The 16,209-nt window shown below is 62.3% G+C and carries 14 protein-coding genes; 9 read left to right on the top strand and 5 right to left on the bottom strand.

From position 1 onward, the window contains the following. The first annotated feature begins 47 nt into the window (after window positions 1–47). The 8 genes from ACI3KW_RS05950 to ACI3KW_RS05915 all read left to right on the top strand — a co-directional run bounded on the left by ACI3KW_RS05950 (window position 48) and on the right by ACI3KW_RS05915 (window position 9,114). On the top strand, window positions 48–971 hold the full coding sequence (locus ACI3KW_RS05950; RefSeq protein WP_404847541.1) for an ABC transporter permease: 924 nt from the start codon (window positions 48–50) through the stop codon (window positions 969–971). A gap of 11 nt (window positions 972–982) precedes the next feature. After that, window positions 983–1,960, top strand: a complete 978-nt coding sequence (locus ACI3KW_RS05945; RefSeq protein ID WP_404847327.1) for a sugar-binding transcriptional regulator — start codon at window positions 983–985, stop codon at window positions 1,958–1,960. Then, entirely contained in the window at window positions 1,957–2,946 is a 990-nt protein-coding gene (locus ACI3KW_RS05940) for an aldo/keto reductase (RefSeq protein ID WP_404847326.1), read from the top strand. The genes ACI3KW_RS05945 and ACI3KW_RS05940 overlap by 4 nt, the downstream gene beginning before the upstream one ends. Then, the gene (locus ACI3KW_RS05935; protein ID WP_404847325.1) at window positions 2,946–4,670 is read left to right on the top strand and encodes an FAD-dependent oxidoreductase; all 1,725 of its coding nucleotides are present in this window, start codon (window positions 2,946–2,948) and stop codon (window positions 4,668–4,670) included. Before ACI3KW_RS05940 ends, ACI3KW_RS05935 begins: the two co-directional genes overlap by 1 nt. After that, window positions 4,646–5,485, top strand: coding sequence for a class I fructose-bisphosphate aldolase (locus ACI3KW_RS05930; RefSeq protein WP_404847324.1), 840 nt, complete (start codon window positions 4,646–4,648; stop codon window positions 5,483–5,485). Before ACI3KW_RS05935 ends, ACI3KW_RS05930 begins: the two co-directional genes overlap by 25 nt. A gap of 25 nt (window positions 5,486–5,510) precedes the next feature. Next, window positions 5,511–7,013: an FGGY-family carbohydrate kinase gene (locus ACI3KW_RS05925; protein WP_404847323.1), complete on the top strand. Its 1,503-nt coding sequence runs from the start codon at window positions 5,511–5,513 to the stop codon at window positions 7,011–7,013. Then, entirely contained in the window at window positions 7,010–8,623 is a 1,614-nt protein-coding gene (locus ACI3KW_RS05920; protein WP_404847322.1) for a GMC family oxidoreductase, read from the top strand. Before ACI3KW_RS05925 ends, ACI3KW_RS05920 begins: the two co-directional genes overlap by 4 nt. Before the next feature lie 107 nt (window positions 8,624–8,730). Beyond that, window positions 8,731–9,114 carry a rhodanese-like domain-containing protein gene (locus ACI3KW_RS05915; RefSeq protein WP_404847321.1) on the top strand — a complete coding sequence of 128 codons (384 nt, stop codon included), beginning with the start codon at window positions 8,731–8,733 and terminating at the stop codon, window positions 9,112–9,114. Between the two features lie 42 nt (window positions 9,115–9,156). Here ACI3KW_RS05915 and ACI3KW_RS05910 read toward each other — a convergent pair whose 3' ends face one another. From ACI3KW_RS05910 to ligD, 5 genes are read right to left on the bottom strand one after another with little or no spacing between them, the layout of a single operon-like run. Further along, window positions 9,157–9,927, bottom strand: coding sequence for an exodeoxyribonuclease III (locus tag ACI3KW_RS05910; protein ID WP_404847540.1), 771 nt, complete (start codon window positions 9,925–9,927; stop codon window positions 9,157–9,159). Further along, entirely contained in the window at window positions 9,924–10,568 is a 645-nt protein-coding gene (locus tag ACI3KW_RS05905) for an alpha/beta family hydrolase (RefSeq protein ID WP_404847320.1), read from the bottom strand. The genes ACI3KW_RS05910 and ACI3KW_RS05905 overlap by 4 nt, the downstream gene beginning before the upstream one ends. A gap of 1 nt (window position 10,569) precedes the next feature. Beyond that, the gene (locus tag ACI3KW_RS05900; protein ID WP_404847319.1) at window positions 10,570–11,646 is read right to left on the bottom strand and encodes a tetratricopeptide repeat protein; all 1,077 of its coding nucleotides are present in this window, start codon (window positions 11,644–11,646) and stop codon (window positions 10,570–10,572) included. A gap of 6 nt (window positions 11,647–11,652) precedes the next feature. Continuing rightward, on the bottom strand, window positions 11,653–12,555 hold the full coding sequence (locus ACI3KW_RS05895) for a Ku protein (RefSeq protein ID WP_404847318.1): 903 nt from the start codon (window positions 12,553–12,555) through the stop codon (window positions 11,653–11,655). A 41-nt stretch (window positions 12,556–12,596) separates the two neighbouring features. After that, window positions 12,597–15,023: a DNA ligase D gene (gene ligD, locus ACI3KW_RS05890; protein ID WP_404847317.1), complete on the bottom strand. Its 2,427-nt coding sequence runs from the start codon at window positions 15,021–15,023 to the stop codon at window positions 12,597–12,599. Between the two features lie 214 nt (window positions 15,024–15,237). Here ligD and ACI3KW_RS05885 point away from each other — a divergent pair, with 214 nt between their 5' ends. Further along, on the top strand, window positions 15,238–16,188 hold the full coding sequence (locus ACI3KW_RS05885; protein WP_404847316.1) for an NAD-dependent epimerase/dehydratase family protein: 951 nt from the start codon (window positions 15,238–15,240) through the stop codon (window positions 16,186–16,188). Window positions 16,189–16,209 lie beyond the last annotated feature (21 nt).

The raw sequence follows: 16,209 nt of genomic DNA, 5'->3' as shown, positions 1-16,209 counted from the left end.
CGCCCGGCCAGGCGCCGCAGAAATTGTCCATTGGCCGCTTCTTCGTCATGCGCGAAACCGGGTTGATCGTCATCATCCTGGCGCTCTCCATCGCCATGACCTTCGCCTCGCCGCATTTCGCCACCTGGGGCAATGTGCGCGCCATGCTGATGAGCTTTTCGGTGGAAGGCATTGTCGTTGTCGGCATGACCGTGCTGCTGATCGTGGGCGGGATCGACCTGTCGGTGGGCTCGGTGGTGTGTTTCTCCATGGTCGTGTCCGGCGCCATGTTCCTCATGGGGCTGGACCCCTGGACGGCCAGCCTGATCGGCATTTCCGTCAGCGCGCTGATCGGCGCGGCCATGGGCTTTTTCGTCACCGTGGTGGGGCTCAACCACTTCATCACCTCGCTGGCGGCCATGGTTATCGTGCGCGGCATGAGCCTGATCGTCACCAAGGGCACGCCGCTGTCGCTCTTTACGCTGCCACCTGAGTTCAAGGCGATCGGGCAGGGCGAGTTCTACGGCATTCCCTTTGTCATCATCATCTTCGTGGCTGTTGTCGTGATCTTCGACTTCCTGCTGCGCCGCGCTACGGCGTTCCGCAAGGTGTTCTATACCGGCTCCAACGAGAAGGCGGCGCAGTATTCCGGCATCCGCACCCGCCAGGTCAAATTCTGGGTGACGGTGCTGTGCTCGACTTTGGCCGGTGTTGCCGGCGTCATCTATATGAGCCGGTTCGGCGCCGCCACGCCCACTTTCGGCGTCGGCATGGAGCTCAACATCATCGCCGCGGCGGTGATCGGCGGGGCCTCGCTCAACGGCGGCTCCGGCACCATTTTCGGCGCCATATTGGGCATGGCGCTGCTGTCGGTGGTGAGCAGCTCGCTGATCCTGCTCGATGTGTCGGTTTACTGGCAGGACATGATCAAGGGTTGCATCCTGTTGGGCGCCGTATCGATCGATCATTTCCTGCATAGCAAGAAGCGCTGAGGACCATTTTCATGACTTCCAAGACCCTCCGCGACGATACTGCCATTGCCCGCCAGATGCATCGCGCGCTGGTGCTGCACTTCATCGAAGGGCAGACCCAGGGCGAAATCGCCAAGGCGCTTGGCATCAGCCATGCCAGCGTCAACCGGCTGATCAAGCGCGGTCGCCAGACCGGGCTCGTCGAGATCAAGATCAAGTCGCCGGTGGAACATCTGGTGGCCATCGAGGAGCAATTGCGCGCCTTAGGCGGCATCAGCCGGGCCATGGTGGTGCCCACCGTGTCGGACAATCCGCTGACCACACTGCAAAGCGTCGGCGAAGCGGCCGGGCAATTGCTGGTCGAGACCATTCGGGACGGCGACGTGCTGTGCATCAGCGGCGGCAAGGGCGTCAGCGCCATCGCCAATGGCCTCAAGGGGCAGCACGGCTTCAATGTGCAGGTGGTTCCGGCGACGGGGCTGGTGCAGGGCAAGCACTATACCGACGTCAATCACGTGGCCACCGAACTGGCCGAGCGGCTGGGCGGCCATGCCTTCCAGATTCATGCCCCGCTATTTGCCGATAGCGCCGAGGAACGCGCCATGCTGATGAAAATGCGCGCCGTCGACGACGTGTTCCGCCGTGGCCGCGAGGCCAATCTGGCCGTGGTCGGCATTGGCTCTATCCTGGCCGATGACTCCAGCTATTACGATCTGCACCCGACCTCGGGGCAAGATCGCAAGACCATAGAACAATCGGGTGCTGCCGGGGAATTGCTGGCGCATCTGATCGACAAAAAAGGCCAATTGGCCGGTTACACGCTCAACGACACGCTGGTGTCGCTGACACTGCCCGAATTCGCTGAAATCCCCAACAAGATCGGCGTGGCCAGCGGCCCGAGCAAGGTCATTCCCATTCTCAGCGTCATGCGCGGCAATCATCTCGATACGCTGGTGACCGACGAGGCAACTGCCATCCAGGTCATCGAAGCCGCCGCGGTGGCAGCATGAGCCAGCTCACTCGTGAAATCGGCCACTCCGGCATTGTCGCCTCGGCCGTGGGTCTGGGCACCTGGGCCATTGGCGGCTGGATGTGGGGCGGCACCGATGAGGCCGCTGCGGCCAAGGCGATCGAAGCCTCGATCGACGCCGGGATTTCGCTGATCGATACGGCCCCTGCCTATGGCCTGGGCCGCAGCGAGGAAATCGTTGGCGCCGCCATTGCGGGGAAACGCGACAAGGTGGTGCTCGCCACCAAATGCGGGCTCAACTGGCACAACGGCAGGGGCAATCATTTCTTCGACGCAGACGGCAAGCCGGTGCACCGCTATCTCGGCGCTGATGGCATTGCCTATGAGGTCGAACAGAGCCTGAAACGGCTCGGCACCGACTATATCGACCTCTACATCACCCATTGGCAGGACCCGACCACTCCGGTGTCCGAGACGATGGAGGCGCTGACCCGCCTCAAGGCCGCCGGTAAAATTCGCGCCATCGGGGCCAGCAATGCCAGCGCTGACGACCTCAACGCCTATATCGCCGCCGGCCAGCTCGACTCCATCCAGGAACGGTTCTCGATGCTCGATCGGGAGGTCGAAACCACGCTCCTGCCGATTGCCCGGCAGCACGGCGTCTCGACACTAAGCTATTCGTCGCTGGCGCTGGGCTTGCTGACCGGCAAGATCGGGCCAGATCGGCAATTCGAGGGCGACGATCAGCGGCGCACCGATCCGCTATTTTCCGCCGGCAATCGGGTCAAAGTCGCGCGCTTTGCCGATGCGGTGCGGCCATTGGCCGATGGTCACGGCTCCAGTATTGCCCAGTTGGTGATCGCCTGGACGCTGCAACAACCCGGCATCACCTTCGGCCTGTGTGGTGCGCGCAATCCAGCACAGGCGCTGGACAATGCGCGGGCCGGCACGCTGGCCCTGAGCGCGGACGACCTAGCTAATATCGACGCCGCCATCGCAACCCATCTGGTGGGGCTCGATCGCTGATGACCCGCGCACAGAGCTGGGCCCGGCTGCGCGAGCGGCCTGAAATTGACGTGCTGGTCATTGGCGGCGGCATCAACGGCATTTCGGTGTTCCGCGAGCTGGCGCTGAATGGCGTCGACGTGGTGCTGGCCGAAAAATCCGACTTCTGCTCCGGCGCCAGCGCGGCTCTGTCGCGCATGGTGCATGGCGGGTTGCGCTATCTCGAAAATGGCGAATTCAAGCTGGTGCGCGAAAGCCTGCTCGAGCGGGATCGCCTGCTGGCCAATGCGCCCCATTATGTGAAGCCGCTGCCGACCACCGTCCCGATCTTTGATCGCTTTTCCGGCCTGACCAATAGCGCGTTCCGCTTTCTCGGCCTGACGCGAAAGCCCAGCCGGCGTGGGGCGCTGGTGATCAAGACGGGGCTCGTGCTCTACGACCTGTTTACCGGCGGACGCCGCGCCATGCCCAGGCATGAATTCCGCAGCCGGCGCGAAACCATGGCGCGCTGGCCGGCGATCAATCCGTCGCTCTGCAATTCGGCGACCTATTACGACGCCTGGGTCAGCCATCCCGAGCGGCTGGGCATGGAAATGTTGCGCGACACCGTGGCGGAATGCCCCGGCGCGGTGGCGATCAACTATGCCCGCGTCGACCGTGGTGGCGGTGGACTCATGCTGCACGATGAGCGCAGCGGGGAAGGGTACCCCATCGCGCCCAAGTTGATCATCAACGCGACAGGCGGCTGGATCGACCTGACCAATGCCGCCATCGGCAGCGCGCAGCATCGCATCATGGGTGGCACCAAGGGCTCGCATCTGGTCATCACCAACCGCGCTCTGTTCAAAGCGCTCGACGGGCACATGATCTATTACGAGAACGAAGATGGCCGCATCTGCATCCTCTTTCCGTATCTGGGCAATGTGCTGGTCGGCTCCACCGATATTCGCACCGACGATCCCGAAAGCGTGCGCTGCGAACCCGAAGAGCGGGCCTATATCCTGCAATCGCTGGGCTTCGTCTTTCCCGAGATCGAGATTGCCGACGAAGACATCATCTTCCAGTTCGCCGGCGTCCGGCCCCTGCCGGCCAGCGACGACAAGGTGACCGGCCGCATTCCGCGCGATCATTTCTGTGAGGTGATCGAGGGCGACGTGCCGGTCGTCTGCATGGTCGGCGGCAAGTGGACGACGTTCCGCTCCTTCGGCGCCATGGCGGCCGATCTGGTGCTGGATCGGCTGGGACGCGCGCGTTTTCGGGATACCGAAACGCTTGCCATCGGTGGCGGCCGGGACTTTCCTGTCGAGGCGGACAATTGGATCGACGCCCTCTGCGCCCGCTATGATCTGGATCGCGCGGTTACGCAGAGCCTTTTTGAACGCTATGGCACCGAGGCCGAGAACGTCGCTGGTTTCATGGCCGCCGGCCCCGACGTCGAGATCGGCCGGAGCGGGTATTGGCGGCGGGAACTGCTTTATCTGATCGGCGTCGAACATGTCGAAACACTTGCCGACCTGCTGCTGCGACGCACAGCCATTGGCATCAGCGGCAGGCTGTCGCTAGGCGTGATCGACGTCACGCTCGATCTGCTGGGCATGGAACGCGGCTGGCCGGCGGATCGCCGGGCGCTCGAACGTGCTGATTTCCTCGCGCTGCTGGCCCGCAATTACGGCCTCGACGAGGCAACGCTTTTACATCGAGATAGTGAGGAGTCCCCGTTATGGGAGCCAAGAAAGTCCGCCTGAATCGTCTGTTCGGCAAGGGGCGATGCCTCGATGTCGCGATCGATCATGGCGTGTGCAATGAACCCAGCTTCCTCGATGGTCTCGAAGATATTGGTGCTGTCGTCGATAGCCTGGTCGCGGCGGGACCCGACGCGATCCAGATGAATTTCGGCCAGGCCGATCTGCTGCAGGAACGCGAGGGCAAGGCCAAGCCGGCTTTGGTGATGCGGCTCGACATGGGCAATCCCTATAACAAGCAGCGCCACCGCGTGATGTGGGCGCAATTACAGAACGAGGCCGAGCCGCTGATCGGGGCTTTGCAGTTGGACGCGGCTTGTGTCGTGGTCAACCTCTTTATGTTGCCCGATGAGCCCGATCTGTTCCGGCAATGCGTCAACAACATCGCTCGCGTCCGTGCCGATTGCGACAAATACGGCATGCCGCTGATGATCGAGCCGCTAGTCATGCTGCCCAATTCCGAACGCGGCGGTTATCAGGTCGACGGCGACGCCGAAAAGATCGTGACGCTGACCCGGCTGGCCCGAGAAATGGGTGCCGATATCATCAAGGCCGACCCGACCAGCAATGCCGCCGATTTCCACAAAGTGGTGCAGGCAGCGCGTTGCCCGGTGCTGGTTCGTGGCGGCGGCAAGGAGAATCTGCGGGCCGTGTTCAATAAGTCGGCCGCGCTGATGGGGCAGGGCGCGCAGGGCATGGTCTATGGCCGCAATATCTACCAGCATGCCAACCCGGCAGCGGTGGTGCGCGGGCTGATGGCCATCATCCACGACAACGCCAGCGGCGAACAAGCCTGGGATCGCTACAACCAGGGCTAAAAACACTACGTCCGGGGAGGACTTTATGGCGGACTATATTCTGGGACTGGATGCGGGCAATACCGTCATCAAGGCGATCATTTTTGATCTGGCGGGGAACGAGTTGGCTGTGGCTGCCGAGGATGGTCAGAGCACTATGCCGCAGCCGGGCCATGTCGAACGCGACCTCGATGAACTTTGGGTCAATACGCAGCAGGTGATCCGCCGATGTGTCGAGGCCGCTGGGATCGACGCGGCCGATATCCGTGCCATCGGCTGCGCCGGGCACGGCAACGGGCTCTATGCGCTGGACCGCGCTGGTGCGCCGCTGATCGGTATCCAGTCGATCGACACACGGGGTAGCCAGACCGTGCGGGAATGGCAGGCCGAGGGCGTGGGGGAAAAGACCTTTCCGCTGTGTCGGCAAAAGCCCTGGGCGGCGCAGACCCCAACACTGCTGGCTTGGCTCAAGCAGCACCGACCGGACCTGTTCGCCGAGATCGGCACGGTGTTTCTGTGCAAGGATTATGTCGTTTGGCGGCTGACCGGCACGCGGGTTTCGGAGACATCGGACATGGCCGGCTGCGGCCTGCTGCAGGTGCCCGAGCGGACCTATTCGGCCGATCTCATGGCCGCCTATGGGCTGGACGATTGCCTGCCACTATTGCCCGCTCTGCTTGAGCCGACCGACATTGCCGGGCATATCAGCGCGGATGTTGCGGCTGCGACTGGCCTTCGGGCCGGCACGCTGGTGGTGGCCGGCTTGTTTGATGTGGTGGCCAGCGCCATCGGCTCCGGCGTGACGCAGACCGGGGCCGCCTCGATCATTGCCGGCACCTGGAGCATCAATCAGGTGGTGACCGACGAGGCGCCCGATGATCCCTCGATTTTCATGCTCTGCACTTTCGATCGACAGCGGTGGCTGGCGATCGAATCCAGCGCCACCTCGGCGGTGAATCTCGAGTGGATGGTGCGCGAGTTCTTCGGCGAGGATCACGGAGCGGCCTTTGAGCGCTGTAGCGCCCTGGTCGCCTCGGTCGATCCGCGCGACGAAATGCCGATCTACCACCCCTTCCTGTTCGGCGCGCAGCAGGATGGGCAGGCCCGCGCCGGCTATTACGGCATTCTGGGCTGGCACACCAAGGCGCATATGCTGCGGGCGCTGTTCGAGGGCGTGGCGTTCGAACATCGCCGTCACATCGAAACGCTGGCTTCGGCTGGCGCTGGTTTCACCGAAGCGGTGCTGTCGGGCGGTGGTTCACGCAGCTCGGTCTGGCCGCAGATTTTCGCCGATCTGCTGGGTGTTCCAGTGACCGTGGCGCGCGGCCGCGAGACTGGTGCGCTTGGCGCGGCCATTGCGGCGGGCACCGGCATTGGTCTTTTTGCCGATTTCACCGAAGGCGCCGCGCGCATGACCGCCGTCGCCAAGCGCTTCGAGCCCAGTCCGGCGCTCAAACCGGTCTATGATCGGCGCTATGCCACGTTCCTCGAACTTGGCCGGGCGATGAAGCCGATCTGGGCCAATATGGCCAAGGACAATGCCGCGTGACTGAGCAACTGGGGAGCTTCGATTTCATCATTGTGGGCGCCGGCTCGGCCGGCTGCGTGCTGGCCAATCGGCTGAGCGCCGACCCGGCCAATCGCGTGTTGCTGCTCGAAGCCGGTGGCAGCGACCGCTACCATTGGGTCGATATTCCCATCGGCTATCTCTATTGCATGGGCAATCCCCGCACCGACTGGATGATGAAGACCGAGCCCGAAGCCGGGCTCAATGGCCGTGCGCTGAACTACCCGCGCGGCAAGGTGCTGGGCGGCTGCTCCTCTATCAACGGCATGATCTATATGCGCGGCCAGGCCGCCGACTACGGTCACTGGCGGCAGCTGGGCAATGTCGGCTGGGCCTGGGACGACGTGCTGCCCTTCTTCCGGCAATCCGAACATCACCATGCCGGCGAGACGCCATTGCATGGCGGCGGCGGCGAGTGGCGGGTCGAGAAACAGCGCCTCGCCTGGCCCATTCTCGACGCCTTCCGCGATGCGGCGGCCGAAATGGGCATCCCCAAGGTCGATGATTTCAACGCCGGCAATAATGAGGGCGCCGGCTATTTCGAGGTCAATCAGCGCAATGGCGTGCGCTGGAACACCTCCAAGGCGTTTTTGCGCCCGGTGCTGCATCGCACCAATCTCACCGTCATGACCGGCGCTGAAGTCGAAACCCTGACGCTGGACGGCCGCCGCGTCACCGGTCTGCGTCTGCGGCACGAGGGCAGGGTGAAGACCGCCACGGCATCCCGCGAAGTGGTGCTGTCGGCTGGTGCGGTCAATACGCCCAAAATCCTCGAACTCAGCGGCATCGGCCGGCCTGATATCCTTGGCCGTCTCGGTATTCCGGTGCGGCATGAACTGGCCGGTGTTGGCGAGAATTTGCAGGATCATTTGCAGATACGCACCGTCTTCAAGGTCAGCAATGCGGTGACGCTCAATACGCGCTACCACAACCTGTTCAGCCGTGCCGCCATGGGAGCAGAATATGCCCTGCGCCGCACTGGACCCCTGTCGATGGCGCCCAGCCAGCTCGGCATTTTTGCCAAGTCGCATCCGGGGCTCGAAACGCCAGATCTGGAATATCATGTGCAGCCGCTCTCGACCGATAGGTTGGGCGAGCCGCTGCACAAGTTTGGCGCGGTGACGGTGTCGGTCTGCAATCTGCGGCCTGACAGCCGTGGGACCATCCATATGGAAAGCCCGGATGCGGGCGCTGCGCCCAAGATCCGGCCGAATTATCTCAGTGCCGAAACCGACCGCCAGATCGCCGCCCGCTCCATCCAGCACGCGCGCCAGCTGATGCAAACCAGGGCCATTGCCCGCTTCGAGCCCCAGGAGCATCTGCCCGGCCCCCAATTCACCTCCGAGGCGGACCTGGCGCACAAGGCAGGCGACATCGCCACGACGATCTTTCACCCCGTTGGCACCTGCAAGATGGGGACGGACGACATGGCCGTGGTGGACGCGAGCCTCAAGGTGCATGGTCTCGGCGGTCTGCGGGTCGTGGACGCCTCGATCATGCCGACCATCGTTTCGGGTAACACCAATTCCCCCGTAATCATGATCGCCGAGAAAGCCGCTGAATTAATGTTGCGCGAGATGAGGGGCATGTAACATCCTGAAAAGCATACGATTGTGCTCACCTTTCGTCATGGCGATGATTGCTGGGCACAGCACGGCACGTGGCGTATAATGCTGCGGCGGCGACATGGAGGAAACCCATGACGACAAGTGTCAAGGAAATGATGGCTGCTGCCAATGCGGTGGTGCCAAAAATCTCGCCAGAGCAAGCCCGCAAATTGATCGCCGAGCGCAATGCCCTCGTCATTGATGTGCGCGATGCGCCAGAAGTAGCGGCCAGCGGCAAGGTGCCGGGTGCTGTGAACATTTCCCGCGGCATGCTGGATTTCCGTGCGGATCCGGACACGCCCTATCACAATGCCGAACTGACCAAGGACCGCCCGATCATCGTCTATTGCGCGTCCGGCGGCCGTTCCGCTCTTAGCGGCAAGTTGCTCAAGGATATGGGTTATCCCGAGGTGTTCAACCTGGGCGGCTTCAAGGACTGGACCGAGGCCGGCGGCGCGGTGGAGCAAGCAAGCTAGAGAATACCGAGGCGGGCAAGGCGGTCCCCGCCTTTCTTCGCACTAATCCTTTAACTCAATCCACACCGGCGCATGGTCGCTGGCATGCTCGGCGCCCCGGGCCTCGCGGTCTACGCCCGCATCCACCAGCTTGCGTACCAGCGGCTTGCTCAACAGCAAATGGTCGAGCCGCAGCCCGGCATTGCGAGGCCAGCGGTTCCGCATGTAATCCCAGAATGTGTAGACGGTTTCGTCTGGATGGATCTTGCGGATGGCGTCAGTCCAGCCTTGCTCCAGCAGCCGCGCAAACAGCGCCCGGCTTTCCGGCTGCACCAAGGCATTGTCGCGATAGGACGTGGTCTCGTAGATGTCGCGCGGCTCGGGCACGATATTGTAGTCACCCGCCAAAACCACTGGCAGGCCGGTAGCGAACAGCTCTTCGGCGTGCGTAAGCAGCCGCTGGGTCCAGGCCAACTTGTAGTTGAATTTCGGGCCCCGCGGATTGCCATTGGGCGCGTAGAGCGAGGTCACGATGGCGCCGTTGACGGCCGCCTCGATATAGCGCGCCTGCTTGTCATCCTCATCGCCCGGGAGCCCGATCCGCGTCAGCACCGGCTCGACGCCTTTGGCGAGAATGGCGACGCCGTTCCAGGCGGATTCCCCTTGCCATACCGAACCATAACCGGCATCGGCCAGCGCCCCGGCCGGAAACTGCCGCTCATTGGCCTTGAGCTCCTGCAGACACACCACATCGGGCGCGGCGTCGGCGAGCCAATCCATAAGATTGGCCAGGCGCGTATTGATCCCGTTGATATTGTAGGTGGCGATTTTCAGCTTGTGATCCGCCGTGTCCAGGCCTCGACCTCGCCAGCCATGGTTTTGAGGTGATCGGCCGCGCTGAACCCTGAAATGGATTTGCGCGGCTTCAGATCATGGTCGCCGTCTTCGAGGAATTTGACCGCGATATTGGATGACAACGCGTAGCCCGCGATCTCTTCGGGTGAGCCGAATTCGTCGCGCGTGCCCTGAAAGATCAGCGCTGGCGTCTTGAGATCGAGCAGATGCTTGGTGCGCAACTGGTCTGGTTTGGCGGGTGGGTGGAAGGGATAGCCTAGGCACAGCAGCCCCGCGATCCGGTTGGCCGCAAACAGCGGATCGGCCACCATGCTGGCCACCCGCCCGCCCATGGATTTGCCGCCAATGATCAGCGGGCCATTGGTGGGGCCCAGATCGTCCACGGCGGCGATGAATTCGGGGATCACCTTATCGGCGCGCGGCGGCGGCTTGCGGCCCGCCTCGGTGCGGCGGGCGGCCATGTAGGCGAACTCGAAGCGCGCGACGCGAAACCCGGCATCGGCCAGCGCTTTGGCCGTAGCAGTCATCGAGGCGGAGTCCATCGGCGCGCCCGCGCCATGCGCCAGCAACAGCGTGACGCGAGCATCTTCGGGGCCGTCAAAGAGAAAATCCGTCGTCATATCAGCCTGCCGATTTCCGTAAATGTTGATCCGCCACGGCAATGCCGGCACGGGCGCGCTTGGCCCAGTCCGAGGTGGCGTCGAGTTCCAGATACCGCCGCCAATAGTGCCGGGCACCCGAGAGGTCGTCCGTGTCATAGGCGATGGCCGCCAGATTATAGACCGCATCCGCATAGAGGGGGTCCAGTTCGACGGCGCGCGCCAGATGCTGCCGCGCGGGTTTGAGCTTGCCGCTGTCGCGCAACAGGCCACCGTAATTGAACCAGGCCTCGACAAAGCCGGAATCGCGCTTGAGGGCAGTGGCATAGGCCAAAGCCGCCTCGTCGGGCTGGTTCAGCGCGCGCAGGCAATTGCCCAGGTTGAAGGCCGCCGTGGCGTCGCTGGGGTCGATGGCCGAACAATGGGCGTAGAGCGTGGCGGCTTCGGCCAGCAGGCCCGCGGCCTCGGCGGTTTCGGCCAGGCCAAAATAATCCTCGGCCTCGTCCTCGCCCTCAGGCAGGGCCAGCAGGCGCTGGCCATCGAGTTCGGAAAAGGAATGGGCGTCCTGCGTGATGATCCTTTCGGTGCCGCTCGAACGTAGCGTCAGTGCGGTCAGCGAGCCGACCGGGCCGATCTGATGGATGGAGCGCGCCACGGCGCTCCAAGCCGCGCCACTAGCGAGCAGGCCCGCATATTTCTTCGCAAGAATGACGTCGCGAAATGAGAACGGCTCGGCGGGATGCTCGAAGGCGTCGAACAGAGCGAGCAGGTCGAACACAGGTCCGGCCAGCCCCGACTGGTCGAGAATGGAATGCCTGCTGATATTGGCGGCCGGGACCGGGGGCAGGGAGCCAAGCAGCCGCAGGAAGCCGTTTTCGCTCAGCGTCCTGGCCGAGGCGGGCGCGGTCTGCACCCGGCGCTCGATTTCGGCTTCGTCATGCCGGGCCAGCAGAGTACGGCCGAAAACCACACTCGTCGTGGCGCGGGTGACATTGCGGTGCAGCCGCCCGCCATGACTTGCGACGCGTTTTGCGGCCAGCCGGAGCGGGAAGGCCTGCAGGGCGCCAACGACGCCAAAGCTCTCCCCGCTCAAATCCATGCTCGTCTAGGCCTTTTTCTTCGATGCCGCCTTGGGTGCCGCGGCCTTGGAGGCGTCCAGCGCCGCCTTCAGCGAGGCTTTGACCGGGGATTCCTTTGCGGCCGGCGCAGCCTTGGTCTTGCTCTTGGCCGCCGGTTTGGCTTCGCCCAGGCTCGCCTTCAGCGCATCCATCAAGTTGATGACATTACCGCGTTCGGGTGCTGCCGCAATGATCGGATTGTGGCCCTTGAGCTTCTCGCGGATCATGGCCATCAGTGCCTGCTCATAGCGATCCTCATAATCCTTGGGATTGAAGGTCGTGACCTTCTGCTCGATCAACTTTTGCGCCAGATCGAGCATTTCGGGGTCAGGCTTGCCGACCGGGATATTGTCGAAATATTCGGCCGTGCCGCGCACTTCATTGGGATTGCGCAAGGTGGTGACGAACATGCCGGTTTCGCGGGCGCCGATGGTCACCACGCGCTCGCGGCTGGTCAGCACCAGCCGGGCAATGGCGACCTTGCCGCTTTTGCGCAAAGCTTCGCGCAGCACCACGAAGGTTTCCTCGGCCATGGCCCCGTCCGGCGCCAGATAATAGGGCGTGTCCTGATAGAGCACGTCCACCTCGCCGGCATCGACAAAGGCTTCGATATTCATGGTGTGGTTGGATTCTATGCGCACCGCGTCGATATCGGCATCATTGATGATGATGTATTGCTTGGGCTCGTATTCGTAGCCGCGCACCAGGTCGCTCCGCTCGACCAGGCCCAGTTCGGGGTCCACCGCTTTCATATTGATGCGGTTATGGGTTTCCTTGTGCAACTGGTTGAAACTGATGCGTTCCGAGGCACTGGTTGCCGGAAACAGCTTCACCTGACAACTCACCAGGCTCAGTCGCAACTGGCCCTTCCAACTTGCTCTCGCGGCCATCTTCGCCTCCTACGCGCGAATAACTTCCTCACCACAAGAAATCATGACGGCAAATCCCGTGCGGACTCGTTAATTTCGGCCCAGGGGTCGCCTGATGTGGTTAATAGACCCGGAAGCGAAGAATAATTGAGGTCAACCGGAGAGTCGATGGACTCCAGATCGCGCCAATCAATTGGCGTCGATGCTGGCAGGTGGGGCCTTGCCCGCAACGAATAGGCGGCAACAGCTGTGGCGCTGCGCGCATTGCGATAGAAATCGATGAAAATCCGGCCTTTGCGGTTGTCCGCGCCCATCTGGGTGACGAAGGTGTCGCGGCCGGTCGCAGCGAGACGGCTGGCAATGGCGGAGCTGGCCTGGTGTACTTGTTTCCAGCCCAGCTTTTGTGTGATGGGCACGACGATATGGACGCCCCGTCCGCCCGAGGTTTTGACGAAGGGGACCAGCCCCATGCGCTCAAGTTCGCCGCGCAGATGCACGGCGGCATTGACCACATCGCGCCATTCCACGCCCTCGCCGGGGTCGAGGTCGAAAATCACCCGGTCAGGCTTGTCGAGATGGCTTTCATGGGTGCCCCAGACGTGGAATTCCACCACGCCGAACTGCGTCAGCGCCAGATAGCCCTTGGCGTCTTCGACTGCGATATAAGTCCGCGTTTCGTCATCCGAATTCCTGGTCTCGAAGACCTTTATCGTCGATGGCATGCCGGTGAAGGCGTGGCGCTGAAAGAAGCAATCCTTGGTGCTGCCGCTGGGGCAGCGGAACAGCGACACCGGCCGATTGAACAGATGCGGTAGCATGTAGTCGCCCACCGCGGCGTAATAGACTGCGATATCGAGTTTGGTCGGGCCGGACTTGCCGAACAGCCGCCGCGTCGGATTGGTCACCCAGATGCCGGCCAGGTCGGCATCTGAAATGATGCGCTTGCGCGGCGTGGTGGCGGGCGTGGTCAGCTCCGCCTCGCGCAGGCCTTTGAACGTGGCGTGGCGCAGCATGCCGTCCGTTGTGATAACGGCATATTGGATGCGGGCAGTGAGGGTGGGGCGCACCGGCATGATTTCGGGCGGGGCGCCGTCCAGCTTGCCGGGGATGCGCATCGGCTCGAGCCGCTTGAGCAGGGCGCGCATGGTCGTCGCGTCAATCCCGGTGCCGACCTTGCCGCGATAGTGCAACTCGCCATCGACCCATTCGGCCATGCCCAGGGCGCCAATGCCGCCGGCCTTCTCGCTATCGCTGTAGCCGGCAATGACGAAGTCCCCGGTCAGCAGCGCCTTGATCTTGAGCCAGCTGGATGAACGACCTCCGAGATAGGGGCTATTGCTCCGCTTGGAGACGATGCCTTCAAGGCCTTTTTCCGACGCCAGGTCATAAAGCGGGCCGCCATCGCCTTCCATGTGGTCGCTGTAATGCAGCGCCGAGCGGGCATTGATATGGCCCGCAAGCAATTGCACGAGCAGGGCCTTGCGCTTGTGCAATGGGGCGGCCCGTAAATCCCAGCCGTCGAGATAGAGCAGGTCGAAAGCATAGAAGACCAGCTTGTTGCCCGCGCCCTCCGATAGGGCATCCTGCAATTTGCCGAAGCGGCTGATGCCCTGACCGTCCAGCACAACGATTTCGCCATCGATGATCGCCTGCTTGCAATCGAGCGCGGCAAACGCCTTGGGCAGGTCGCCATAGCGCCGCGTCCAGTCGAGACCGCCGCGGGTGATCAGGCGCGCCTTGCCGGCCTCGATAAAGGCCATGGTGCGATAGCCATCGAACTTGATTTCATGCAGCCAATCCGAGTCCTTGGGCGGCGCGGCAGCGGGGCTGGCCAATTGCAGATCGATCTTGTCCGGCATTGGTGCCTTGATCGCGTTGGGCAGTTTACCGGGAACGAGTTTGTTACGCTTTGCCGGGGCAGGGGCCGCCACCAGCTCTTCGATGCGGCGGCCACTTTTCACGCTTTCCGGTCGTGCCATGAGGATATCGATCTCGGTATCCATGGCCGGATCGCGTTCCTTGAACAGCAGCCAATTATCGCGCCCCTTGTCCTCCGGCTTGCCCTTGAGGCGGGTCAGCATCCACCCGCCATTGAGCTTCTCCCCGGCCAGGCGAAACTTGAAACTGCCCTTTTCCAGATCCGTATGCGGATCGCCCATCGGCGCCCACACACCCGTATCCCACACGATCATCGGCCCGCCGCCATATTCCCCCTCGGGGATCACGCCCTCGAAGTCGATATAGTCGAGCGGGTGATCTTCCGTCGCCGCCGCGAGCCGCTTGTCGGCCGGGTTCAGGGAAGGGCCCTTGGGCACCGCCCAGCTCTTAAGCACGCCATCAAGCTCGAGCCGCAGGTCATAATGGTCGGCAGTGGCGGAATGCTTATGCACGACGAAGCGATTGCCGGTCTGGCTGACCGTGCCGGTCGGCTCCGGAGTTTTGGAGAAATCGCGTTTCTTCCGATAGGTCTGAAGTTTTTCGCTGCCCATGCCGAAAAGCTACACCGGAACGGCCCAAATGCCAGCTCAATGTGAACAGTCCGCTAGCATTAGCGCGGCTGCATCGGCATCCAGCGGGGAGCCAAATTGCATTGAAGTGCACGGATTAAGGTAAACTCAACAGTAAAGTTGCGGCCAATTCATCGGTAATATAACGTTATTTTTAGACTGTAGTCCGCTGACATGGTTCGGCAGGGAATGCAATATGAAGAAAGTACTTCTTGCCGGAGGTTGTGGGTTTATCGGATCACATCTGGCCGATCGCCTTTGCCGTCGCAACGATATCGATCGGCTGGTCATAGTCGACAATCTATGGACGGGTCGGCTCGAAAATCTGGCTGCAATTTCTGATGCGCGGGTAGAATTCGTACAATCGGACGTCGAAACTTTCACGTCTGACACTAAGTTCGATGAAATCTATCACCTGGCGTCTCCGGCGTCTCCGCCCTGGTACATGACGCAGCCTTTGCGCACCATTTCGGCCAATGTGCTCGGCGCTCTCAATTTGCTGAACCTGCTTAAGCCAGGTGGCGTGATCGGATATACTTCCACCTCTGAAGTCTATGGCGACCCAGTGATCACGCCCCAGCCCGAGACCTACCGCGGTTCGGTTGACTGCACCGGCCCCCGCTCGTCCTATGACGAGAGCAAAAGATGCGTCGAGGCCATGCTGTTCGAGGCCCACAGAGTGCACGGCACACGCGTAAAAGTCGTGCGCCTGTTCAATGTCTACGGCCCACGCACCCGTCCCGACGATGGTCGTGCCGTCTCCAATTTCATCACCCAGGCGCTGCAGGGCAAGCCGATCACCATCTACGGCGACGGCTCGCAAACCCGCAGCTGGGGGCATATCGACGATATCGTGGAGGCGTTGGAACGCTATTTCTGGCGCGACGGCACAGACTTTCCCGGCCCGCTCAATATCGGCAATGACCGTGAAATTTCGGTGATCGAAGTGGCTGAGTTCATCCAGAGCCATTTCCCCAAGTCCCCGATCGTGTTCCTGCCGCCTGTGGCGCAGGACCCGACCAATCGTCGTCCCGACCTGACATTGTGCAACCAGATTTTGCCGGGCTGGGTCTGCGCCATTCCCTATGAAGAGGGCGTGATGCTGAGCGCCGAATGGTTCCGCAAGGAAGTCTTGGTCCCCGCATAATTAAGGCCCCGCTCCATTTGC

The organism is Devosia sp. ZW T5_3 (assembly GCF_044987315.1).
Lineage (GTDB): Bacteria > Pseudomonadota > Alphaproteobacteria > Rhizobiales > Devosiaceae > Devosia.
The sequence above is the reverse complement of the archived record's forward strand: the minus strand, read 5'-3'. Positions and strand labels throughout refer to the sequence as shown.